Genomic DNA, 22,690 nt, shown 5'->3' on the forward strand with positions numbered 1-22,690 from the left:
GGCGGCGCTCAGTGCGCGATGAGTCGGGTGGCCAGTTTGTCGAGGGCCTTCTGGGTGGGGAGCGGGTCGGCTCCCGGGGTGCCCGCCGTCAGGAAGGCGAACGCGAGGAGGTGCCCGCTCGCGTCCACGACCGTCCCGGCCAGCGTGTTGACCCCGGCGCCGCCCAGGGTCCCGGTCTTCGCGCGGACCAGGCCGGTCGCCGCGGAGTCGGTGCCGTAGCGCGCGCTGAGGGTGCCGGTGAACCCGGCGACGGGCAGGCCCGTGAGGATCGGCCGCAGCATGGGGCGGGCCGGGTCGGCGGCGCGGGCGAGCAGCTGGGTGAGCAGCCCCGCGGTGACCTTGTCGGTGCGGTTGAGCCCGCTACCGTCGGCGAACTCGGCTCCGCCCAGCGGGAGTTGGAGCTTGGCGAGCTGGGCGGGCACGGCCTCGGCGCCGCCGTCGAAGCTCGCGGGTCTCCCGGTGGCGATCGCGGTCTGGCGGTTCAGGGCCTCCGCGATGTCGTTGTCGCTGTTGGTCAGCATCCGCTCGACGATCGCGGGCAGCGGCGCGGACAGGGTGCTCGCGACCGGCTTGGCGCCGGACGGCGCGGCCGCGGCCACGGGAGCGCTCGCCCGCACTCCGCGCGCTTGCAGCAGCTCGGCGAAGGCGCGGGCGGTGTCGCCCGCCGGGTCGGCGGTGCGCGCGGCGGGCCCACTGTCGGTCCCGGTGTCCAGGCGCCCTTCGTCGGTCATCAGGGCGACGACCGGAGCGAGGTTCTCGTTCGGCCCGATCGGATGCACCGCCGGTCCGGTGAACAGCGAGGTGTCGTAGGCCAGTTGTACGTGGTCCACCGAGTGGGCCCGCAGGGCGCGGGCGGTGTCGTCGGCGAGGGCCGCCAGGCGCGCCCGGTCCAGGGTGGGGTCGCCGCCGCCGACGAGGGTGACGGCGGAGCCGTCGGCCGGAGCCACCACGGTGGTGGCGAAGCGGTGGTCGGGGGCGAGCGCGGTGAGGACCGCCGCCGCCGTCGCGATCTTGACGGTGGAGGCCGGGGTCATGGCCGCGTCCGCGCGGGCCCCGTACAGCGCGTTGCCGGTCGCGGTGTCGACCACCGAGGCGGCCGGCTGCGCGCCGAGTGCCGGGTCGGTAAGCAGCGGGGCGAGCGCGGCGGGCAGCCCGGCCGGGACGGGGGCGCCGGCCGGGGTGCCGAGTGCGGCGAGCACGGTGGGCGCGCTCGGCGCCGGAGCCGGAGTCGGAGCCTGAGCGTCCGGATCCATCGGGCGCTGGTGATGTGCGCCACCCCCGGCGCCCCGCGCTGCGGCCCGGTCGCGCTCGGCCGTACGCTGGCCTGAGTCCCACGGTCCGGCCACGGACACCGTCCCGGCGGCGACCGCCAGGCCGACCGCCGCCGCACCCGCCGTGAGCTGCCATGTCTTGGGTCCCGGCACCGAGGACCAGCCCCTTTCGCGATCACACACCTGCGTGAGGGACACTTAATCACCAGAACTGCGTCCAGCCGCGAACACGGCGCCCGGCGCAGCACCCGTCCGATGCATGTGCTGATCATGGAGGAGAGCCACCCGTGGAGTTCGACGTCACCATCGAGATCCCGAAGGGATCGCGGAACAAGTACGAGGTCGACCACGAGACCGGCCGGATCCGCCTGGACCGTCGACTCTTCACCTCGACCAGCTACCCGGCCGACTACGGCTTCGTCGAGAACACCCTGGGCGAGGACGGCGACCCGCTGGACGCCCTGGTCCTGCTGGACGAGCCGACCTTCCCCGGCTGCGTCATCAAGTGCCGTGCCATCGGCATGTTCCGCATGACCGACGAGGCCGGCGGCGACGACAAGCTGCTGTGCGTCCCCGCCTCGGACCCGCGCGTCGAGCACCTGCGCGACATCCACCACGTCTCCGAGTTCGACCGCCTGGAGATCCAGCACTTCTTCGAGGTCTACAAGGACCTGGAGCCCGGCAAGTCCGTCGAGGGCGCCAACTGGGTCGGCCGCGTCGAGGCCGAGGCCGAGGTCGAGGCCTCCTACAAGCGCCTTGAGGCGCAGGGCGGCGCGCACTGACGCGCGATCTTCCGTACGACGACGGGCGGTGCACCTTCGAGGTGCGCCGCCCGTTGTCGTACCAGCCGATGAACGCCCACATACTGGGCACACGCATCGAAGCGGCCGGAGGGAGGCGTGGGACACGTGGTGGCTGAGCAGCAGGAGTGGACCGAGGACCGCAAGCCGCAGTCCGACGAGGCGCGCAGCGCGTTCGCACCCCCCGAGGGCGTGGAGCAGCCGCAGCCGCCCGAGGAGGACTCACCGACCTCCGAGTTCGCGCTGCCCGCCGGAGTCGCCACCCCGGCCGCCGAGCCGGTCGCCGACCAGGCCGCCTCCGCGTTCGCGACGCCGAGCACCTACACCGCGCGCGACGTGCCCTCCGCCCTGATCACCACGGCGGGCCTGCCGCTGGTGCGGCTGTCCAAGGACGCGCCCTGGCAGGACCGGATGCGCACCATGCTGCGGATGCCGGTCGGCGAGCGGCCGGTGCCCGAGCCGGTGCAGAAGCACGACGACACCGGCCCCGCCGTGCCCCGTGTGCTCGACCTGACGCTGCGTATCGGCGAGCTGCTGCTCGCGGGCGGCGAGGGCGCCGAGGACGTCGAGGCCGCGATGTTCGCGATCTGCCGCAGCTACGGGCTCGACTCCTGCGAGCCGACGGTCACCTTCACCATGCTCGCCATCACCCACCAGCCGTCCCTGGTGGACGACCCGGTGACGGCCAACCGCACGGTGCGCCGCCGGGGCACCGACTACACCCGGCTCGCGGCCGTCCACCGGCTCGTCACCGACATGACCAGCGCCGACCACGAGGTGTCGCTCGAAGAGGCCTACCGCCGCCTCGCGGAGATCCGCCGCAACCGCCACCCCTATCCCGGCTGGGTGCTCACCACCGCCTGCGGACTGCTGGCCGGCGCGGCTTCCGTGCTGCTCGGCGGCGGTGTCACGGTGTTCCTGGTGGCGGCGGTCGGCGCGGTGCTCGGTGACCGGCTGGCCTGGCTGTGCGCGGCCCGCGGACTGCCGGAGTTCTACCAGTTCGTGGTGGCCGCGATGCCGCCCGCCGCGATGGGCGTGGCGCTCAGCCTGCTCTCCTGGGACCTCAGCCCGTCCGCCGTGATCACCGGTGGCCTGTTCGCGCTGATCCCCGGGCGGGCCCTGGTGGCGGCCGTCCAGGACGGTCTGACGGGCTTCTACGTCACCGCGTCGGCACGGCTGCTCGAAGTCGGGTACTTCTTCGTCGCGATCGTCGTCGGCGTCCTCACCGTGCTGTACGGCGGGCTCCAGATCCACGCCGAGCTCAACCCGGAGGGCACCTTCAAGCCCATCGACCGCCCGGTGATCCAGATCCTCGCGTCGGTGCTGCTCTGCCTGACCTTCGCGGTGCTGCTCCAGCAGGATCGTTCCACCGTGCTGATCGTGTCCGCGAACGGCGGGGTCGCCTGGGTGGTGTACGCGGCGATCGCGGTCACCGCGAAGGGCTCGCCGATCATGGCGACGGCGGTCGCGGCGGGCCTGGTCGGCCTGTTCGGCCAGCTGCTCTCGCGGTACCGCAACACCTCGGCCCTGCTGTACGTCACGGCCGCCATCGGCCCGCTACTGCCCGGTAGCGCCATGTACTTCGGCGTCCTGTCGATCGCCCAGAACCACTTGGACCAGGGCATCGCCTCGCTCGCCAAGGCGGCGGCGCTGGCCCTGGCGATCGCGATCGGCGTGAACCTCGGCAACGAGATCGCCCGGCTCTTCCTCAGGGCCCCGGGCGCGAGCCGCGCCGCGGCCAAGCGGACCCGCGGCTTCTGACCGTACGGGCCTGACGGCGTACGGCCGGTGACAGCGTAGGACCGGTCGCCGTGTACCGCCGGTGGCGTCGTGCGGCCGGTGACGTACCGGGGTGAAGCGCCGGTCAGCGCTTGGCGTGGCGGCCGCCGCGCTGCGGGGACCGGGCCGTGGGGCCGTCGGCCGCGAGCGGCGGGTTCTTCTTCGCCTTGGCGCGCGCCCGCAGGAACTCGATGGCGATCGGCACGACCGAGACCAGCACGATCGCGACGAGGATCAGCTCGATGTGCTTGTGGACGAAGCCGACGTTGCCCAGGGCCGCGCCGAGCAGGGTGACGCCCGCGCCCCACAGCGTGCCGCCGATGACGTTGAAGGTGACGAACGAGCGGTAGTTCATGCCGCTGACGCCCGCGACGATCGGTGTGAAGGTGCGCACGATCGGCACGAAGCGGGCCAGGACCAGCGACTTCGGCCCGTACTTCTCGAAGAATTCGTGGGCCTTCTCGACGTTCTCCTGCTTGAAGAGCTTGGAGTCGGGCCGTCTGAACAGCGACGGGCCCACCTTCTTGCCGAACAGATAGCCCACCTGGTCGCCCAGGACCGCGGCGAGCACCACGAGCACACAGACCAGCCACAGCGGGGTGTCCAGCTTGCCGGTGGTGACGAGGAGGCCGGTGGTGAACAGCAGCGAGTCGCCCGGCAGGAAGAACCCGATGAGCAGTCCGGACTCGGCGAACACGATGAGCAGCAGTCCGGCCAGACCGAAGGTCTGGAGCAGATAGTCCGGGTCCAGCCAGCTCGGTCCGAGGGCGAGGTCAGTCACGGGTACCGGGCTCCTGGGGGTGGGTGTCGGGCGGGCTGTCCGCCGTCGGCAGCCAAAGTTATCAACGTAACGCGCGAAAGCATGGTTCCAGGGGCAGGCTGGGGAGGGCCGACAAGGGCTGGTGGAAGGGGCGACCGCATGGGTATCGAGGAGTACGGCGGCGGGCAGGGACCGCAGTCGGACGTGCTGGTCGTGACCACGAACGACGTACCCGGCTACACGGTGCAGCAGGTCATCGGGGAGGTCTTCGGACTCACGGTGCGCTCCCGTCACCTCGGCAGCCAGATCGGTGCCGGGCTGAAGTCCATGATCGGCGGCGAGCTGAAAGGCCTGACCAAGACGCTGGTCGAGACGCGGAACCAGGCGATGGAGCGGCTGGTGGCCCAGGCGAAGGCGCGCGGCGCCAACGCGGTCCTGATGATGCGGTTCGACGTGACGGAGGCGGCCGACGTGGGTACGGAGGTGTGCGCGTACGGCACCGCGGTGGTCATCTCTCGCAGCTGAGTCCGGGCGCCCGCCCAACTCTCTCTCCCCCCGAAAGGACGTTGACAGCTCATGGCACTGCACCGGGGCGGCAGCAAGAAGGATCACGCCGACGAGAAGGGGGAGGGCGGTCGGCTCTCCCTGAACCCGTTCTACGGGGAGGCCGACCCCATCGGGTCGATGACGTCGGCGCCGCCCCGGCACCGGCTGCCCGAGCGGCCGCTGGCGCCGACGACCGCGTACCAGGTGGTCCACGACGAGCTGATGCTCGACGGCAACGCCCGCCTCAACCTCGCGACGTTCGTCACCACCTGGATGGAGCCGGAGGCCTCGGTGCTGATGGCGGAGTGCCGCGACAAGAACATGATCGACAAGGACGAGTACCCGCGCACCGCCGAGTTGGAGCGGCGCTGCGTGGCGATGCTCGCCGACCTCTGGCACGCGCCGGATCCGACCACCGCGGTCGGCTGCTCCACGACCGGCTCCAGCGAGGCCTGCATGCTGGCGGGCCTCGCGCTCAAGCGGCGCTGGGCGCAGCGGAACGCGGACCGCTACCCCTCGCGCGAGGCCCGCCCCAACCTCGTGATGGGCGTCAACGTGCAGGTCTGCTGGGAGAAGTTCTGCAACTTCTGGGAGGTCGAGGCGCGCCAAGTGCCCATGGAGGGCGACCGCTTCCACCTCGATCCGCAAGCCGCCGCCGCACTCTGCGACGAGAACACGATCGGGGTCGTCGGGGTGCTCGGCTCCACCTTCGACGGGTCGTACGAGCCGATCGCCCAACTGTGCGCGGCGCTGGACGATTTGCAGGAGCGTACGGGTCTGGACGTCCCCGTGCACGTCGACGGGGCGTCCGGGGCAATGATCGCGCCCTTCCTGGACGAGGACCTGGTGTGGGACTTCCGGCTGCCTCGGGTGTCCTCGATCAACACCTCGGGGCACAAATACGGTCTCGTGTACCCCGGGGTGGGCTGGGCGCTGTGGCGCACGGCGGAGGAGCTCCCAGAGGAGCTGGTCTTCCGGGTGAACTACCTCGGCGGCGACATGCCGACGTTCGCGCTCAACTTCTCGCGGCCGGGGGCACAGGTGGTGGCGCAGTACTACACGTTTCTGCGGCTCGGGCGGGAGGGGTACCGGGCGGTCCAGCAGACGACGCGGGACGTGGCGCGGGAACTCGCGGAGCGGGTGGAGGCCTTCGGCGACTTCCAACTCCTCACCCAGGGCAACGAGTTGCCGGTGTTCGCCTTCACGACGACGCCGGAGGTGGACCGGTACGACGTGTTCGACGTGTCCCGGCGGCTGCGCGAACGGGGCTGGCTGGTTCCCGCGTACACCTTCCCGGCGAACCGCGAGGACCTGTCGGTCCTCAGGGTGGTCTGCCGCAACGGCTTCTCCTCCGACCTGGCGGACCTCCTGATCGAGGACCTGTCCCGGCTGCTGCCGGAACTGCGGCGCCAGGCCGCGCCACTGGGGCGGGACGAGTTGGTGGCGACGGCGTTCCACCACTAGGCGCCGCTCAGCGGGTTCTGCCCAAGGGGCCCGCCCGCTCGTTGCCCTGTAAGAACCGGCCCCGCCCCGGTGGTGCCCGTCAGTCCGGGGCGGGCCCCTGGGGTGACGGGCCGGCGGGGGCGGGGGCCGAGCCCCAGTCCGGGGTCCAGCCGGGTTCGCCCGCGAAGGCGTACGCACCCGCCTCGATCCGGGCGATCAGCCCCCGCGTCCACGCCGCCCCCGCGTCCGACGAGTGCACCCACATGTTCATGATCTCGCCGATGTGGCCGAACTGGTCCGGGCCCTCACCCACCAGGTAGTACTCCGCCACCGTGGCGCGCCATCCCGCCAGCTTCTCCAGCCGCTCGCGCAGCAGGGCGACGACCTCCGCGCGCGGCAGGTCCACCATGAAGCCGAGCGCCGCCGACATCACGTCCATCTTCTGGTCGTACGAGGACAACGCCTCGCGCAGCAGCCGGAAGTACTCCGCGCGGCCCGCCTGCGTCAGCTCGTACTCCGTGCGCGGCGGCCCGCCGACCGTGCTGGGCGCCACCTCATGGGCGAGGAGGACGCCCTGCTTGGCCATCTGCTTGAGCGCGTGGTAGATCGAACCGGGCTTGGCGTTGGACCACTCGTGCGCGCCCCAGTACTCCAGGTCGCTCCGCACCTGGTAGCCGTGTGCCCGGCCGTGCTGACGTACCGCGCCAAGGACGAGGAGACGGATCACTGACATGGCGCCAGCCTATGACCTCAGGAATTTGCGAGCGCCACCAGCTCGAACGCGGTCTTGCCGTCCAGGGATTCACGGACGATGTCCGCGTGCCCGGCGTGCCGTCCCATCTCCTCGATCAGGTGCAGCATGAGCCAGCGCATCGAGACCCGGCCCTCCTTGGGGAACCACGGCTGGTCCGGCAGCGGGAAGGTGTCGTCGAGGGAGGGCACCTTGCGGATGAACTCCTCGGTCTCGGCGGCCACTTCGTCCCAGAACGCGAGCATCCCCTCGACCGTCTCGTCACCGACGAGCTGGAAGCTCTCGTGCCAGTTCGAGGCGTCGCGCTGCTTCTCGTTGGGCTGCTGCTGAGCCATCCGCAGCCAGTTCAGCTCGCACTCCGCGACGTGCTTGACCAGCCCGGACAGCGACAGCCCGCTGGCGCTGGGGCGGCTCGCGGCCTGCTCCTCGGTGAGCCCGATGAGCGCGCGGCGCAGCCCGCCGCGCTGGGCCTCGACAAACGCGAGGAGCGCGCCGCGCTCGTCGCCCCGGTCTTCCGCGGGAACGTGAGTGACCATGATCCGGACCGCCTTCGTTCGTGTTCTGCCGTGCTGACAAGGATCACGTTATGAAGCAATGAGGTCAGGTTCTGTCCGCATTGGCGGCCGACTTCGAAGGAATCGGCCGGAGGGATCGCAACCGGAGCGATCAGAACGGGAACGGGCTGCGCTCGTGCTGGACCGAGATCCACTTCTGGGTGGTGAACGCCTCGACCGTGGAGTCGCCGTTCAGCCGCCCCAGCCCCGAGTACTTCTCGCCGCCGAAGGCCACCAGCGGCTCGTCCTGGATCGTGGAGTCGTTGACGTGCATCATCCCGGTGACGATCCGCTTGGCGAACCGCACCCCGCGCTCCACATTGGCGGTGTGCACCGCGCCGCTGAGTCCGTACGGGCTGTCGTTCGCCATGCGTACGGCCTCGGCCTCCCCGTCGAAGGGGATGAGCAGCGCCACCGGCCCGAAGATCTCCTGGCGCAGTACGGAGGAGTCGGCGGGCAGGCCCGCGAGCACGGTGGGCTCCACCAGGTTGCCGCGCGTGCGGCCCCGTACGAGCGCCGTGGCCCCCTCGGCGAGGGCCTGCTCGACCAGTGAAGTCAGCGCTTCCGCCTGGAAGTTGTTGATGACCGGGCCGATGTCGGTGGCCGGGTCGGCCGGGTCGCCGGTCTTCAGCGAGGCCACCTTCGCGAGGAACTTGGCGGTGAACTCCTCCTGCACCGAGGAGTCGACCAGGATCCGGTTGGCGGCCATGCAGACCTGGCCCTGGTAGACGAAGCGGCTGAAAACCGCCGCGTCCACCGCGTAGTCGAGGTCCGCGTCGTCCAGGACGACCAGCGCGCTGTTGCCGCTCAGCTCCAGGATGACGCGCTTGAAGTGGCTGCCGGCGACGGAGGCGACATGGCGGCCGGTGCGGTCGGAGCCCGCGAACGAGATCACTCTGGGGACCGGGTGCTCTATCAGCGCGTCGCCGACCTCGGCGATGTCGGTGACCAGGACGTTCAGCAGCCCGGCGGGCAGCCCGGCGTCCTTGAATATCTTGGCTATGAGCCCGCCGCCGACGACCGGCGCGTTCTGGTTCGGCTTGATGACTACGGCGTTGCCCAACGCCAGTGCCGGAGCGACCGACTTGATCGTCACCAGGAACGGGAAGTTGAACGGGCTGATCACCCCGATCACACCGACCGGGAGCCGGTAGACGCGGTTCTCCTTGCCGTCCACCGGCGAGGGCAGGATGCGTCCCTCGGGGCGCAGCGCCAGCTGTATCGCCTCGCGCAGGAACTCCTTGGCGAGATGCACCTCGTACACCGCCTTGAGCCGGGTGCCGCCCAGCTCACTGATCATCGCCGCGATGATCTCCGGCTCGCGCTCCTCGACGATGCGCAGGGCGCGCTCGAAGACCAGTCTTCGGGTGTAGGGGTTGGTGTCGGCCCACTCCCGCTGGGCGCGCTCGGCCACCCGGTAGGCCTCGTCGACCTCCTCCACGGTGGCCACGGTGATGGCGGCGAGCTTCTCCCCGTTGTACGGATCGAAGTCGATGATGTCCCACGACCCGCTGCCGGTGCGCCACTGGCCGTCTATGAACTGGTGGGCTAGGTCGGTGAAGAAGGACATGCCATCCCTAACTACTGGCCTGATGTGACGTCATCCTACTGATGAGTCAGCTGAGTTGGAGGAGTCCGCGCAGAAGATCGCGGCTTTCCTCCGGGCCGGGACTGTCCTTCTGGAGGCGGGCCATGGCCCTTTCGTACTGCGCGACCTCCTCCGCCTTGTCCAAATACAGTGCGGAGGTGAGCTGTTCGAGATAGACGATGTCCGACAGGTCCGACTCGGGGAACCGCAGCATCGTGAAGGCGCCGCTCTCCCCCGCGTGCCCGCCGAAGCTGAACGGCATGATCTGGAGATTGATGTTGGGCTGCTCCGACAGCTCGATGAGATGCTTCAACTGGCCGCGCATCACGTCCCGTTCACCGTAGGGGCGGCGCAGCGCGGCTTCGTCCAGTACGGCGTGGAACTGCGGGGCCCGCTCCGAGACGAGGGCCTTCTGGCGCTCCAGACGCAGCGCGACCCGGCGGTCGATCTCGGCGGTGGGCGCGCCCTGCATGCCGCGCGAGACCACCGCGTGCGCATAGGCCTCGGTCTGCAACAGGCCGTGGACGAACTGGACTTCGTAGATCCGGATGAGCGACGCGGCGCCCTCCAGACCGATGTATGTCTGGAACCAGCCGGGGAGCACATCGCCGAAGCTGTGCCACCAGCCTGCGATGTTGGCCTCCTTGGCGAGGCCGAGGAGCGCCATGCGCTCGGACTCGTCACCGACGCCGTAGAGCGTGAGCAGGTCCTCGACATCCCTGGCCTTGAAGCTCACCCGCCCCAACTCCATACGACTGATCTTGGATTCGGATGCCCGGATGGAATAGCCGGCCGCTTCCCGCGTGATGCCGCGCGACTCGCGCAGGCGCCTGAGCTGTGAGCCGAGCAGAATGCGCCGGACCACCGAACCTCCACCGGCCTCGACTGCGCTCGGCCGGGGGGATCCCCATGCCTCCCCTGCGGTCACTTCGCCGTCCTCCCCATCCGAATGTGGAGGGCAGTCTGCCATCAAAACGCTTCAGCCCGTACCCGTGTGATTACGGAAATGGTCAAGGAGCGAAATCGGCCTGAGGAACTTCCGGGGAAGAAATGAGCAAGAAACGGCACGGGGTTGGACAGGTCGGTCGCGTGCACGTGCATCTGCCCTTGCATCGGGCCGAAGCATTCGGAACCATGGTCCCCGCGCACCTGCGTGCTCAACTGCGTCTAGCTGCTTGCGTCCTGTACCGCCACGGCCGCGAACCTGGGAGTGCTTCGCATGGGGACGAACGGATCGACCATGCTGGAGCCGTGCGAGCCCTTAAGGCAGGCGCTTCCCTCCATCGACCCCTCGACGGTCTCGGGCTCGGCGTCCTGTGCGCTGCCCGCCCGGTACGAAGCGGTGGGCGGGGCAAGGAAGTTCACGAGATCGACGCTGACACAGTGGGGGCTCGGCGAGCGCTTCGACGATGTCGCCCTGGTCGTCTCGGAACTCGTCACCAACGCGCTGCGGCACGCGCTGCCCGCCGACACCCCGCGCGAGAGCGACGCCCCGGTGCGGCTGCATCTGATGCGCTGGACCAGCCGCCTGGTGTGCGCGGTCCGCGACCCCAGCGCGGAGAGCCCCGTCGAGCGCGAGGGCGACGACTTCGGCGCGGAGTGCGGGCGCGGCCTGTTCCTGGTGGACTCGTTCGCCGACAGCTGGGGCTGGCACCCGCTGTCGGGCGCGCTCGGCGGCAAGGTCGTCTGGGCCCTGTTCCGTCTTCAGCCCGCGGAATAGCACGACACAACAGCCGGAGGCTGCGGCTCCGACCCCGCGGTCCTCGACCCTGCGGCTTGCGCCCCTCCGGATCGTCGACCCTCCGGATGTGCGACCCTCCGGATTTTCGAGGCGGGTTCACCCCCTCACACGGGGGCCCGTCCCGCGGGGTTCAGTCCATCACCAGGTGATCGAACTCGCCGTCCTTGATGCCGAGCAGCATCGCCTCTATCTCAGCCCTGGTGTAGACCAGTGCGGGCCCGTCCGGATGGCGTGAGTTGCGTACCGCCACCCCTCCGCCCGGCAGTTTGGCGAATTCGACGCAGGAACCCTGCGAGTTGCTGTGCTGGCTCTTCTGCCAAGCGACACCCTGAAGCTCCGCTGCCGCCATGCCGTTGTACGCGTGGTGCAAGGTCGCTCCCGGGATGTGCAGAGGTGCATCTGTGAATGGTCAACTGCCCCGGATCATAGCTGTGTTCATGTGCGCCTGCATGGGAAGATGCACGTGCACGCGGGGTGCCCAGGCGGTTACAGCCGCTGCGTGGGCCACCGGGATCGACTCTCCGTACCCGACAGGCAGACGCATTCCGGGGTCCGACGGTTCAACCGGCCGCGCGATCACCCCTGCCCCGGCATACGAAACCGGCCGTCGCCGACTCCCCTTCGACCGGGCGGCGGAGGGCGGAGGGGGTCGGTCCGCTCAGCGCCGGGCGATCAGGACCGTCGACGCCGGGTGGCCCGGCCCGGCTGGTAGCTTGTCGCGGTCTCGAACACCGTTCACAGGGGGAAGAAAAGCCGTGCACAGGCACATACGTACCGCCGCATTCGCCGCCGCCGGGCTCTCGGTCGCACTCGTTCTGACCGGCTGCGGCAGCAGCGGCAAGAAGTCCGACCCGGCCACCAAGTCCCCGGCGGCGAGCAGCGCGCCGTCGGCTCCGGACGGCGGCGGCACTCCGGCCAAGAGCGCCGACCTCCAGGGCAGCTGGACCGCGACGAGCGGCGGCAAGACCGTCACCATGGTCATCGCGAACAAGACCGCGGCCCTGCTCTCGCCGCACGTGTGCTCCGGCACCACGGCCGAGGGTGCGGGCATGACCATGATCACTCTGAAGTGCGCGGACGGGAACACCGAGCGCACCCAGGGCATGGCCACGATCAAGGGCGACAGCCTTGAGGTGAAGTGGGAGGGCTCCGGCACGGACACCTTCACCCGGGGCAAGACGGCCTCGCTCCCGAGCGGCCTTCCCACGGCGGGGCTCCCCACCGCCGGCCTTCCGACCCCGTAACCCCGAAAGGGTCAGGGGCTGCCGTACGCACAACTTCCTTACAGTTAGGGGGAGTTGGACGGCGTGAGCGCGTCGGTCAGGTCGTCCAGGCAGTGCAGGACGAGACCGGCGCCCTGCCGGACCACCCGGTCGGGCACGCCCTCGCCGTCCCACGCGGCCAGGGCCTGCTCGACCTCCTCCCAGCGCGGCACCCGCCGCTCGCGCACCGCCTTCGCGCCCTGTTCTGTGGCATGCCGCAGTGCGTCGGCGAGCTTGGCCGCGGCCGGCACCGGCACCGCGTCCCGGTCCGGAAGATGCGCCTCCATCAGCATGGCCGTACGCCCCAACTGCCGTAGCGCGCGGGCGGCTTCGTCGGCCGCGGAACGGGAAAGCCCCCGGTGGCGGACCGGCTCGTGCCGGGCCTTGTCGAGCGCCTCCTGCCAGGCGATGCGCGCCGCCCGGGTGTCGAGCAGCGCTTGGCGGATCTCGCCGGAGCCCCGGCTCGGATCGGCGTAGTGGGCGATGACGGCGGCGGCGTACCGGCCGTCCCCCGCCACCCAGTCGGCGAGCCGGGTGCGCAGCCTCGGCGTCTCCCAGGCCGGGTAGACGGCGTACGAGACCATCGCGAGCGCACCGCCCAGCAGGGTCAAGAACACCCGGTCGGGCACCGTCTGGGTCCACTGGAGACCGCCCATGCCGAGCAGGAACACCACATACGCGGACACGCAGGCGCTCAGCACCGCGTAGCCCGTGCGCATCAGCAGGTACGCCAGGAACGCGCAGGCCACCGCGATGGCCGCGGACGTCGGGGTGTCCGGATGGGTGAGCTGCACCACGCCGGTCGCCAGCGCCACGCCCACCAGGGTGCCGCCGAAGCGGGCCACCGCGCGGGCGTAGGTGAGCGAGAAGTCCGGTCGCATCACCATCACGGACGCCATCGGCGCCCAGTAGCCGTGGCCGAGCGGCAGTACCTGGCCGAGGAGGTAGCCGGCCGTCGTCACCGCGCAGACCCGCACCGCGTGCCGCAGGATCGGTGAGTCGCGGCGGCCCAGCTCGGCACGCATCGTGCGCAGTGCGACCGGCACCTCGCGGAACAGGGTCGGTCTGAGCAGCGGGGCCGCGTCGTCGCCGGTGCCGCTGCCCCCGGCGGTCTCGACCACGTCGGCGAGCAGCGCGCCGAGCCGGGCCGCGGCGCGGCGGGCGGGGCCGGTCAGGATGGCGCCGGTGTCGGGGGTGGCGAGCGCGGCCTCGGCCGCGGGCGGGATGCTGACCGGCTCGCCGTGTCTGACGGCCCGCGCGGCGGCGTCCAGTACGGTCGCGGCGGCGGCGAGCAACTCCCTGACCCGGTCGCGTTCGACGCCCTCGTCGGGGACGCCCAGCGCCGGGTCGGCGAGCGAGGCCAGGACCGGCCGGATCCGCTCGGCGATGCCCCGGGCGCCGTGCAGTTCGGGGGGCCGGCGGCGGGCCTCGCGCGGGGTGACGGCGGCGGCGAGCCGGGCGGTCATCAGGGGCTGCGGGTCGAACGGCGCGACCGGATCGTGCCGTAGCCGGCGCGCGTAGTCGGCCACCGCGGCCAGTGCGTCGGCCAGCGCGTCGCGCCGCGCGCCCCATCGGCGTACCGGGAAGACCACGACGAGGGCGGCCTGCACGACCCCGCCGAACGCGATCATCGCGGCGTGCCCGGCGGCCTCGCCGAGCGAGCTGGGCAGGGTGACGGTGACCAGCATGATCGCCACGTTCGACGAGGCGATCACGCCGACGGTCGGGCCGACCGCCCACGACAGGCCCGCCACGAACGTCCACACGGCGAGCAGCAGCAGGAAGAACGGCGAGTGGGTGCCGACGAGGTAGCCGAGGAACGTCGAGATCGCGAGCGAGAGGCCGGAGGCCAGCGCCAGTACCGGCCTGGGGCGCCAACTGCGCTGGTACGTGGCGATGGCGGCCTGGAACGCGCCGAACGCGGAGCTCACGGCGACCGAGGGGCCGAAGAGGGTGAGGCTGATACCGACGACGATGGCAAGGCCGGCGGCTCCGCGCAGGGCCACCAGCGGTTCCAGGCGCAGGCGCTCGACCTTCAGCCCCGAGCGTGTGGTCTCTTTCAGCGCACGGAGCCAGCCCATGATCTAGAGGGTAGTGCGCTGCTCACCACCGTGCCGCTCGCGGCCCGGGAGGCTCTTGCCGAAGGGAGATTGGTCTCAGCTCCCCGGAAGTCGGGGGCGCCCTTTGTGTGCTCGGTCCGCTGCCTCCCGGCCGTGCGTCCAGCCCTCCTCGTCCGTCGCGCCGCGCACCCTCGTCGTCACCGTTTTCGGGAACATCTCCTGCGCGCGGTCCGTCACCGCGACAGCGCGGGTGGCGAGGACCGGGAGGAGGGCGCCGCCGAACTCCTCCTCCACATGGCGGGCCGTCGCGGCGAGCAGGTCGCCGAGGCGGTTGGCGTAGGAGAGGAGGAAGGACTGGCGGAACGTCTTGGTGCGTTTGCGGCCGCCGGCCCGCTGCGCGGCCTCCGCCCGCGTCATCGCGGCCGTGCCCTGCACGAGGAGGGAGGTGTAGAGGAGCTCCACCGCCTCCAGGTCGCCCTCGAAGCCGACGACCGTCGAGAAGCCGAGCTCCGAGCTCCACACCGCCCGGCAGTGGTTCGCGCCGGCGACCGCGTCGAGCAGGATCGCCTTCGCTGTCTCGTACGGCGCGTCCACCCCGATCCGGCAGGCCCCCGGCACCTCGCCGCCCGGCCCCTGCCCCGCGAGCAGCGCCTCGTCCACGCTGTGCCGCGCCATCAGCTCCTGCGCCTTGGCGCTGAGCGCCTCCGCCTCCTCGGGAAACCCGGTCGCCTCGGCCTTCGCGAGCAGCGCCCTGATCCGGGCCAGGGTCTTCGGCTCGCCGTGCACCGGCGGTCCGAGCAGCGCCGCCCCCGGCGCCGGGCCGACCGGCTCGATCGCGGGCAGCCGCAGCAGCAGCCGGTAGAGCTCAAGGACGGCGGTCGCGTACGAGAAGCGGTCCGCGTGCCAGGCCTGCGCCGGCAGCTCGTCCAGCTGCTCCTGCCAGCGTGCGGGCAGCCGTTCGTAACGGGCGAGCTCGTCGCGGACCAGGCCGCTCAGGATGCGCACCTGCGGCTCGTCCAGGTCGCGCCGTACGATCCGTACGACATCGGCGGGCTGCCAGCCCCGGTCCCAGGCGCGCCGCACGAACTCCCGCCCGCGCAGGGCGAGTTCGGCGTCCGCGTCCGGGGCTGCGGCGAGCAGTGAGGCGCCGGTGTCCAGACCCGCGTCGCCCTCGGCGTAGAGCGCCGCCGCGAACGCCCGGTCCACGCTCTCCACCGACATCAAGGTGCCTCCCTACCGATCCGCGCGCTGCCGGTCACGATGGTCCCAGCAAGCGCACGGAACCACGAAACGCGGCGCCTTCCACGGCTCGCGCGACTCGCTTGTCCACAGCCTGTGGACAAAGTTTCGGTACGGGAACCGCCGCGGTCCGGCACGGCCGTACGCCATGGTGGACCGGAGGCCGTCGGTAGGGCGGCAGCCTCGCCCGGGGCGGCGGGGGCCGGCCGCGGCGCAGTCGCTCCGGCGCGCCGACCGCCGGATGCGGTCGCGCGGTGAAACCGTTTCGCGGTGCGGGGCCTCCATGAGGTGTCCGGTCCGCTTGAGACCGGCCCCATGGGGCACCCGAAGGGACAACGAACGAAAGGACCGGCCGTGTTGCGCCTGCGTACCGCCCCCCTGGCCGCGATCACCGTGCTCACCGCCACCCTGGCCCTGACCGCCTGCGGCGGCAGCGGGGCCGGCAAGGTGGCCACCAGTGACACCCCGAGCAGCACCGGCTCGGGCAGCTCCGCCGCCGCGTCCAGTGCGCCCGGCACCGACGGCGGCCGGAGCATGGCGCCCTCCGGCGGCAGCATCGGAGGCGGCACGAACGCGGGCACGGGCGTCGGGGACGGTGGCTCCGGCCACTGCCTGACCTCGCAGCTCGCCTTCGCCGTCAGCCCCGGCAGCGGCGCGCAGTCGGCGGGCTCGCAGGGCGTGGTGACCATCACCCTCACCAACAACGGCGCCAAGCCCTGTGTGATGAAGGGCTATCCGGGCGTCGACCTGGTGGGCGCCACCACCAAGTGGTCGCTGACCCGCGGCACCGCCGAGACCCCGTCGACGGTCACGGTCCGGCCGAACGCGACGACCACCTTCAACATCTTCTACCTGCCCTTCACCAAGGGAAGCGGCCAGGAGTTCAAGCCGAAGAGCATCGTCATCACCCCGCCGGGCGAGACCCATTCCCACACCCTGCCCTGGACCTTCTCCTCGGTCCTGCTCCAGGACGGGGCGACGCACCCGGGCACGTACATCAGCCCGGTGGGCTCCAAGTAGGCGGCCCAGGCGGCCAGTTGGCGTCCTACAGGCCCGCGCCCGTGAGCCGGTTGGCGAAGGTGGACAGGGTGTAGGTGCCGATGCCGAGGACGACTTCGAGGGCGTTCTGCTCGGTGTACCCGTACGAGAGGAAGTCCTTGACGGCCTCGTCCGCGACCCCGCCCGCCGTCGCGAGCACCGCCAGCGTGAAGCGGCGTACGGCGTCGAGCTTCGGGTCGGCGAGCGGGCGCTGCTCGTGCAGGGCGCTCACCAGCTCCTCGTCCGCGCCCAGGGTGCGCAGCTTGCCGGTGTGCATGGCGACACAGACGTGGCATTCGTTGCGGACGGCCACGGTCATGATGACGACCTCGCGCGCCGGCGGCTCAAGGGTGCACCGCTCGAAGATCCCGCTCACCGCGAGGAAGCCGTCCAGGACGTGCGGGGAAGTGGCCATTTTGGCGACGGGCGAGGTGAGCCGGCCGAGGTGGCGGATGGTCACCTCCATCGACTTGCGCGAGGCGGCGGGGGCCGATTCCAGGGTGTGCTCGGTGAACGTCATGCGGCACCTCTTTCGTACGGTCCGGAACCAGGGACCCGGAACCAGGGGCGGTCCGGAGCCCGGGAATCCCGGCGGCCGGCGCCCGGAATGCCGGGTCCGGAACTAGGATGGACAACGTGGTTGACGAAGAAAAGGTAAACCAGGTTGTCGATTCGCGCAACGGCCCGAGCGCCGCGCGGCATACGGGCACGCCCCGGAGCGGCCCTGCGGCCCACCCCGACGCTCCCGGGTACGAGCTCCCCCTGCTCCTCCTCGCCGGATTCCGCTCGCTCATCGACCGGCTGCACGCCGAGCTGGCGCGCCAGGGCCACCCGGACATCCGGCCCGCGCACGGCTTCGCCCTCCAGGCCATCGGGCTGCCCGGGTCGACCGCGAGCGAGATCGGGCGGCGGCTCGGGGTCTCCAAGCAGGCGGCCGGCAAGACCGTGGACCGGCTCATCGCCCTCGGCTACGCCGAGCGCGCCGACGACCCCGCCGACGCCCGCCGCAAACTGGTCCGTCTCACCCCGCACGGACTCGACGCGCTCGGCCGCTCGGCCGCCATCTTCGACGAGCTGAGGGCGAGCTGGGCCGACACACTGGGCGGCGAGCGGCTGCGCGACCTTGAGGCATCCCTGCGCGCGGCCGTTCCCGCGGACGCCTTCCGCCTCGACGCGTCGAGCTGGCTGGGCAGTTGAGACCCGCGATCCGCGCCGTGGCCTTCTGAACGCCTTCGGCTGGTGGGACGCGTACGGCGAGAGGGGCCGGGACCGCGAAGTCGCGGCTCGCCCTCTTGCCTGGAGCGCACTCGAAGACGTTGGCTGGATGCCCATGAAGTACACGCAGCTCGGACGCACGGGTCTCCAGGTGAGCAGGATCGTCCTGGGGACGATGAACTTCGGACCGCAGACCGACGAGACCGCAAGTCACGCGATCATGGATGCCGCCCTCGACGCGGGCATCAACTTCTTCGACACCGCCAACGTGTACGGCTGGGGCGAGAACAAGGGCCGCACCGAGGAGATCATCGGCAGCTGGCTCGCCCGGGGTGGCGACCGGCGCGACAAGACCGTCCTCGCCACCAAGCTCAACGGGCACATGGGCGTGGGCGACCCCTGGCCCAACCACCACAAGCTGTCGGCGGTCAACATCCGCCGCTCCGTCGAGGCTTCGCTCCGGCGCCTCGGCACCGACTACATCGACGTCTACCAGTTCCACCACGTCGACCGCCTGACCCCGTTCGAGGAGATCTGGCAGGCCATCGACGTCCTGATCACCCAGGGCAAGGTCCTGTACGCCGGGTCGTCCAACTTCCCCGGATACAAGATCGCCCAGGCCAACGAGATCGCCGCCCGTACCGGCCGGGTCGGCCTGGTCAGCGAGCAGTGCCTCTACAACCTCGCCGAGCGCCGCGCCGAGATGGAGGTCGTCCCCGCCGCCCGGGAATACGGGCTCGGGGTCATCCCCTGGTCGCCGTTGCACGGCGGGATGCTCGGCGGGATCCTGCGCAAGGAGCGCGAGGGCGGCGGCTCACGCTCCAAGGGCGGCATCGCGGCCCAGTCCCTCACGGACCCGGCGGTGCGCGCCCGGGTCCAGGCGTACGAGGACCTGCTCGCCAAGCACGACCTCGACCCCGGCGAGACCGCACTGGCCTGGCTGCTCACCCGGCCCGGAGTGACCGGGCCCATCGTCGGACCCCGTACGGCGGAGCAGCTGGACGCGGCGCTGCGGGCGGTCGAGCTCGACCTGTCCGACGAAGTGCTGACGGCGCTGGACGACATCTTCCCGGGCCCCGGGCCGTCGCCGGAGGCCTTCGCCTGGTAGGCCGGTTGCGCGCGGGCGGCCGTCCTCAGCCGACGGCGGCCGCCACCGCGACGACGACGAACATCAGCACGAGCACACCGGCCATGATCCGGTTCCTGGTCTTCGGGTCCACCCCTTGAGCCTAACCGCCCCCGCCGAGCGGCCAGCGGGCGACCGGCTCGTACCGGGGCCGCTCGCCCGGTACGCCACCGCGCGGGAGGGTGCTGCGGACCAGGATCAACTCCGCCACCTGCCAAGGGCTGCCTTCGAGTGCGGCGAGCTCCGCCACGTACGGGCGCAGGTCGACGGGTGTGCGCGAGCGCGCCAGGGTGAGGTGCGGCACATATCTGCGGTGCGCGTCCATCGCGATGCCGGAGCGGCGGGCGGCCGCGTCGGCGCGTTCCGCGAGCAGGCGCAGGGGGTCGATGGCGCCCGCGACCCCGGCCCACAGGGCGCGTCCGTCGAAGCGGCCGCCGCCGTGCAGGCGCACCGTGAAGGGCTCGGTGCGGCGGGCCGCCCGGCCGAGCCGTGTGTCCAGTTCGGCAAGCAGCGCCTCATCGGTCTCCCCCAGGAACGCGAGGGTGAGGTGCCAGCCGTCCCGGCCGGTCCAGCGCAGCGCGTCCGCGCCGGGTAGAGTGCCCAACTTCCTTACGACGAGGCCGAGTTCAGCCACGGCCTGGGCCGAGGGGAGTACGGCGGCGAAGAGGCGCATGGGGACAGTCAATCAAGATCGGCACCCTGTGCGGAGCCGCCGCGGGCGTCCGGCGTAGGATCCGCTCGCTCGTCTCACCGGGGCCCGCGGCCCTGCTTTCCTGGGGGGAAAGAATCCATGCGGCTCTCCGTCCGCTCTGTTCTGGCCACGGCTGCCGCCACTGTCGGGCTCGTCGCATCCGCGGTCGCTCCCGCCGAGGCGTCGGTCGGCTTCGACCACTGTCCGGTGGGCAAGTTCTGCGTCTTCGACCGGGCCGACGGCCAGGGCGCGATGAACGCGTACGCCGGCCCCGAGGCCTCCTCCGGCCCCTGGGACGACGACGCCCCGGAGGTCTACAACCGCAGCGGCGGCGAGTTCTCGTGCATGTGGAGCCCGGCAGAGTTCCAGTACCTGGACCCGGGTCGCGACATGTACGTCACCGGTCCGGGCATCGGCGACACCCAGACCCAGCAGCCCGCGCGGCGCGGCGCGAAGAAGCCCAAGGACGACAACAGCGCGTTCCGCTGGGGGCGGACGCTGCGCGAGTGCCGCACGGGCAAGGAGTACTCGGACTGGACCTCCCGCGACGGAGGCGCCGAGGACGCGGACCCGCTGCCCTTCGGCGACCTCAACGGCGACGGCCAGGCCGACCTCCTCCAGCGCAACTGGAACGGCAGCCTCTACTTCCTGGACGGCAACGGCAACGGCACTTATCTGGGGCGGGGCTGGAACACCATGACCGCCTTCGCCCGGCACGGCGATCTGACCGGCGACGGCAAGGAGGACCTGCTCGCCCGGGACCGGGCCGGCGTGCTGTGGCTGTACCCGGGCAAGGGCGACGGACGGCTCGGCCCACGGCTGCGCCTGGGCGCCGGCTGGAACGGGATGCGGCACTTCGCTCCCGTCGGCGACCTCGACGGCGACGGGCGCACCGACCTGATGGCGATCGACAGCGCCGGGCGGGCGTGGCTGTACCCGGGCGACGGGCACGGCGGCTTCGGGCACCGCAAGAGCCTCGGCGGTGACTGGAATGCGACCTTGACGTTCACCGGCACCGGCGACCTGACCGGCGACCACCACAACGACCTTGTGGCGAACGACACTTCGGGCCGCCTGTGGCGCTACCCGGGCAACGGCCACGGCGGCTTCGGGCACCGTGTGCTGATCGGCAGCGGCGGCTGGGACCAGTACCCGACGCTGCTGTGCGTCGGCGATGTCGTGGACGACCTCGCCTGGTCCGCGCCCGACCTGCTGGCCAAGGGCGACCGCAGGCTCACGACATACCCGGGCACCGGCAAGGGCACCCTCGGCCCCGGCCAGGAGGACTGGAACTGGGCCATGAGCGACGTCTTCTGAAGCCGGGTCGCGACGGCTTGCGGACCGGGCGCGCGGGCCCTTTGAACACCGCGCGCGTCCGCTTCTGAACCCGGCTCGCGTCCGCTTCCGGACCCGGCGAGACCACGCACAACGGCCCGGCCCCCGTCATCGGTTCGGGGGCCGGGCCGTTTCGCTGTGCCGCGGGTGGTCAGGCCGCCGCCACCAGCGACTGCTTGCGCGGGACGAACTCCAGGTGCCGGTGTCCTGGGCGTACGTCGACCTTCAGGCGCAGATTGGCCGCGCGGGCCAGCATCAGGCCGACGCCGATCGCCGCCGAGCCGCAGATGAGGCCGCCGAGCGCGAGGCTGACGCGGACACCGTAGACGTCGGTCAGCCAGCCGAAGAGCGGGCCGCCGAGCGGAGTGCCGCCGGTGAAGACCATCATGAACAGGCTCATGACGCGGCCCCGCATCTCGGGGTCGGTGGCCATCTGCACCGAGGCGTTGGCGGTCACGTTCACCGTCAGGCCAAGGATGCCGACGGGGATCAGCAGCGCCATGAACACCCCGAGGCCCGGGGCGCCGGACGCGACGATTTCGAGGACCGCGAACAACAGCGCCGCGAGCGCGAGCACCCGCAGCCGGGTGGTGGCGCGCCGGGCCGCGAGCAGGGCGCCGATCAGCGAACCGATCGCCATCAGGCTGTTGAACAGGCCGTACAGACCGGAGTCACCGTGGAAGACGTCGGAGGCGAACGCGCTCAGCCAGATCGGGAAGTTGAACCCGAAGGTGCCGACGAAGCCGACGAGCACGATCGGCCAGATCAGCTCGGGCCGCTCGGAGACGTACGCGAGCCCTTCCCTCAACTGACCCTTGCCGCGCGGGGCGAGCCTGGTCGGCTGGAGTTCCTTGGTGCGCATCAGCGTCAGCATCAGCAGCGGGGCGGTGAAGGACAGGCCGTTGGCTAGGAACGCCCAGCCGGGTCCGACGGCCGCCATGACCGCGCCCGCGACGGCGGGGCCGACGAGCCGGGCGGACTGGAAGTTCGCCGAGTTCAGGCTGACGGCGTTGCGCACCCGGTCGGGGCCGACCATCTCGGAGACGAAGGACTGCCGGGTCGGGTTGTCCACGACGGTGACCAGGCCGGTGAAGAAGGCGGTCAGATAGACGTGCCAGACCTGGACGTTGCCGGACAGGGTCATCACGGCGAGGAAGAGCCCGCCGAGGCCCATCGCGCTCTGCGTCACGAACAGGATGTTCCGCTTGGCGAACCGGTCGGCTATGACGCCGCCGTACAGGCCGAACAGGAGCATCGGCAGGAACTGCATGGCGGTGGTGATGCCGACCGCCACCGAGGAGCCGGTGATGGTGAGGACCAGCCAGTCCTGGGTGATCCGGGCCATCCAGGTGCCGATGTTCGACACGATCGCGCCGGAGAAGAACAGCCGGTAGTTGCGGACCGCGAGCGAGGAGAACGTCCCCCCGCCGCGCTTGTTGTAGGTGGGGGTCGGTGCGGGGGCGGATGGTGATCCGGTTCCCGTACTCAAAA

The 22,690-nt window shown here is 71.3% G+C and carries 22 protein-coding genes; 10 read left to right on the plus strand and 12 right to left on the minus strand.

Translation table 11 applies throughout. From position 1 onward, the window contains the following. Window positions 1-8 precede the first annotated feature (8 nt). A complete protein-coding gene (gene dacB, locus OG522_RS16750) occupies window positions 9-1,424 on the minus strand; it encodes a D-alanyl-D-alanine carboxypeptidase/D-alanyl-D-alanine endopeptidase (RefSeq protein ID WP_329463778.1) in 1,416 nt (471 codons plus the stop codon). A gap of 134 nt (window positions 1,425-1,558) precedes the next feature. Here dacB and OG522_RS16755 point away from each other — a divergent pair, with 134 nt between their 5' ends. Continuing rightward, a complete protein-coding gene (locus OG522_RS16755; protein WP_329463779.1) occupies window positions 1,559-2,053 on the plus strand; it encodes an inorganic diphosphatase in 495 nt (164 codons plus the stop codon). A gap of 129 nt (window positions 2,054-2,182) precedes the next feature. Next, window positions 2,183-3,832, plus strand: a complete 1,650-nt coding sequence (locus OG522_RS16760; RefSeq protein ID WP_385098885.1) for a threonine/serine ThrE exporter family protein — start codon at window positions 2,183-2,185, stop codon at window positions 3,830-3,832. A 103-nt stretch (window positions 3,833-3,935) separates the two neighbouring features. Here OG522_RS16760 and OG522_RS16765 read toward each other — a convergent pair whose 3' ends face one another. Next, window positions 3,936-4,631, minus strand: a complete 696-nt coding sequence (locus OG522_RS16765) for a DedA family protein (RefSeq protein WP_329463780.1) — start codon at window positions 4,629-4,631, stop codon at window positions 3,936-3,938. A gap of 138 nt (window positions 4,632-4,769) precedes the next feature. Here OG522_RS16765 and OG522_RS16770 point away from each other — a divergent pair, with 138 nt between their 5' ends. Beyond that, the gene (locus OG522_RS16770) at window positions 4,770-5,135 is read left to right on the plus strand and encodes a YbjQ family protein (protein ID WP_329463781.1); all 366 of its coding nucleotides are present in this window, start codon (window positions 4,770-4,772) and stop codon (window positions 5,133-5,135) included. A 51-nt stretch (window positions 5,136-5,186) separates the two neighbouring features. Further along, the gene (locus tag OG522_RS16775; RefSeq protein WP_329463782.1) at window positions 5,187-6,620 is read left to right on the plus strand and encodes a glutamate decarboxylase; all 1,434 of its coding nucleotides are present in this window, start codon (window positions 5,187-5,189) and stop codon (window positions 6,618-6,620) included. 79 nt (window positions 6,621-6,699) lie between these two features. Here OG522_RS16775 and OG522_RS16780 read toward each other — a convergent pair whose 3' ends face one another. The 4 genes from OG522_RS16780 to OG522_RS16795 all read right to left on the minus strand — a co-directional run bounded on the left by OG522_RS16780 (window position 6,700) and on the right by OG522_RS16795 (window position 10,420). Continuing rightward, the gene (locus tag OG522_RS16780) at window positions 6,700-7,332 is read right to left on the minus strand and encodes a PadR family transcriptional regulator (protein WP_329463783.1); all 633 of its coding nucleotides are present in this window, start codon (window positions 7,330-7,332) and stop codon (window positions 6,700-6,702) included. 17 nt (window positions 7,333-7,349) lie between these two features. Further along, window positions 7,350-7,886, minus strand: coding sequence for a DinB family protein (locus OG522_RS16785; protein WP_329463784.1), 537 nt, complete (start codon window positions 7,884-7,886; stop codon window positions 7,350-7,352). 130 nt (window positions 7,887-8,016) lie between these two features. Further along, window positions 8,017-9,474 carry an aldehyde dehydrogenase family protein gene (locus OG522_RS16790; RefSeq protein ID WP_329463785.1) on the minus strand — a complete coding sequence of 486 codons (1,458 nt, stop codon included), beginning with the start codon at window positions 9,472-9,474 and terminating at the stop codon, window positions 8,017-8,019. Between the two features lie 46 nt (window positions 9,475-9,520). Further along, window positions 9,521-10,420 carry a helix-turn-helix domain-containing protein gene (locus tag OG522_RS16795; RefSeq protein WP_329463786.1) on the minus strand — a complete coding sequence of 300 codons (900 nt, stop codon included), beginning with the start codon at window positions 10,418-10,420 and terminating at the stop codon, window positions 9,521-9,523. A gap of 291 nt (window positions 10,421-10,711) precedes the next feature. Here OG522_RS16795 and OG522_RS16800 point away from each other — a divergent pair, with 291 nt between their 5' ends. Then, the gene (locus OG522_RS16800; protein WP_329463787.1) at window positions 10,712-11,212 is read left to right on the plus strand and encodes an ATP-binding protein; all 501 of its coding nucleotides are present in this window, start codon (window positions 10,712-10,714) and stop codon (window positions 11,210-11,212) included. Between the two features lie 151 nt (window positions 11,213-11,363). Here OG522_RS16800 and OG522_RS16805 read toward each other — a convergent pair whose 3' ends face one another. Further along, window positions 11,364-11,603, minus strand: coding sequence for a DUF397 domain-containing protein (locus OG522_RS16805; protein WP_329463788.1), 240 nt, complete (start codon window positions 11,601-11,603; stop codon window positions 11,364-11,366). A gap of 385 nt (window positions 11,604-11,988) precedes the next feature. Here OG522_RS16805 and OG522_RS16810 point away from each other — a divergent pair, with 385 nt between their 5' ends. Beyond that, window positions 11,989-12,477 (plus strand): hypothetical protein, encoded by a 489-nt coding sequence (locus OG522_RS16810; RefSeq protein ID WP_329463789.1) that lies wholly within the window; start codon window positions 11,989-11,991, stop codon window positions 12,475-12,477. 44 nt (window positions 12,478-12,521) lie between these two features. Here the strand turns inward: OG522_RS16810 and OG522_RS16815 are convergent, their stop codons facing one another. Together OG522_RS16815 and OG522_RS16820 are read right to left on the minus strand one after the other, a co-directional pair. Next, on the minus strand, window positions 12,522-14,576 hold the full coding sequence (locus tag OG522_RS16815; RefSeq protein WP_329463790.1) for an FUSC family protein: 2,055 nt from the start codon (window positions 14,574-14,576) through the stop codon (window positions 12,522-12,524). A 75-nt stretch (window positions 14,577-14,651) separates the two neighbouring features. Further along, a complete protein-coding gene (locus tag OG522_RS16820; protein ID WP_443074708.1) occupies window positions 14,652-15,776 on the minus strand; it encodes a DUF2786 domain-containing protein in 1,125 nt (374 codons plus the stop codon). A 372-nt stretch (window positions 15,777-16,148) separates the two neighbouring features. On the opposite strand from OG522_RS16820, the gene OG522_RS16825 reads away from it, so the two are divergent. Continuing rightward, the gene (locus OG522_RS16825; RefSeq protein WP_329463792.1) at window positions 16,149-16,814 is read left to right on the plus strand and encodes a DUF4232 domain-containing protein; all 666 of its coding nucleotides are present in this window, start codon (window positions 16,149-16,151) and stop codon (window positions 16,812-16,814) included. Window positions 16,815-16,839: 25 nt separating this feature from the next. Here the strand turns inward: OG522_RS16825 and OG522_RS16830 are convergent, their stop codons facing one another. Next, entirely contained in the window at window positions 16,840-17,352 is a 513-nt protein-coding gene (locus OG522_RS16830) for a carboxymuconolactone decarboxylase family protein (RefSeq protein WP_329463793.1), read from the minus strand. Between the two features lie 107 nt (window positions 17,353-17,459). Here OG522_RS16830 and OG522_RS16835 point away from each other — a divergent pair, with 107 nt between their 5' ends. Beyond that, window positions 17,460-18,029 carry a MarR family winged helix-turn-helix transcriptional regulator gene (locus OG522_RS16835; RefSeq protein WP_329463794.1) on the plus strand — a complete coding sequence of 190 codons (570 nt, stop codon included), beginning with the start codon at window positions 17,460-17,462 and terminating at the stop codon, window positions 18,027-18,029. Window positions 18,030-18,162: 133 nt separating this feature from the next. After that, window positions 18,163-19,155 carry an aldo/keto reductase gene (locus tag OG522_RS16840; protein WP_329467624.1) on the plus strand — a complete coding sequence of 331 codons (993 nt, stop codon included), beginning with the start codon at window positions 18,163-18,165 and terminating at the stop codon, window positions 19,153-19,155. Window positions 19,156-19,276: 121 nt separating this feature from the next. Here the strand turns inward: OG522_RS16840 and thpR are convergent, their stop codons facing one another. After that, on the minus strand, window positions 19,277-19,846 hold the full coding sequence (gene thpR, locus OG522_RS16845; RefSeq protein WP_329463795.1) for an RNA 2',3'-cyclic phosphodiesterase: 570 nt from the start codon (window positions 19,844-19,846) through the stop codon (window positions 19,277-19,279). A gap of 117 nt (window positions 19,847-19,963) precedes the next feature. Here thpR and OG522_RS16850 point away from each other — a divergent pair, with 117 nt between their 5' ends. Further along, window positions 19,964-21,181, plus strand: a complete 1,218-nt coding sequence (locus tag OG522_RS16850; protein ID WP_329463796.1) for an FG-GAP repeat domain-containing protein — start codon at window positions 19,964-19,966, stop codon at window positions 21,179-21,181. 169 nt (window positions 21,182-21,350) lie between these two features. Here OG522_RS16850 and OG522_RS16855 read toward each other — a convergent pair whose 3' ends face one another. Then, on the minus strand, window positions 21,351-22,688 hold the full coding sequence (locus OG522_RS16855; RefSeq protein WP_329463797.1) for an MFS transporter: 1,338 nt from the start codon (window positions 22,686-22,688) through the stop codon (window positions 21,351-21,353). Between the last annotated feature and the right edge of the window lie 2 nt (window positions 22,689-22,690).

It is taken from the genome of Streptomyces sp. NBC_01431 (genome assembly GCF_036231355.1).
Classification (GTDB): domain Bacteria; phylum Actinomycetota; class Actinomycetes; order Streptomycetales; family Streptomycetaceae; genus Streptomyces.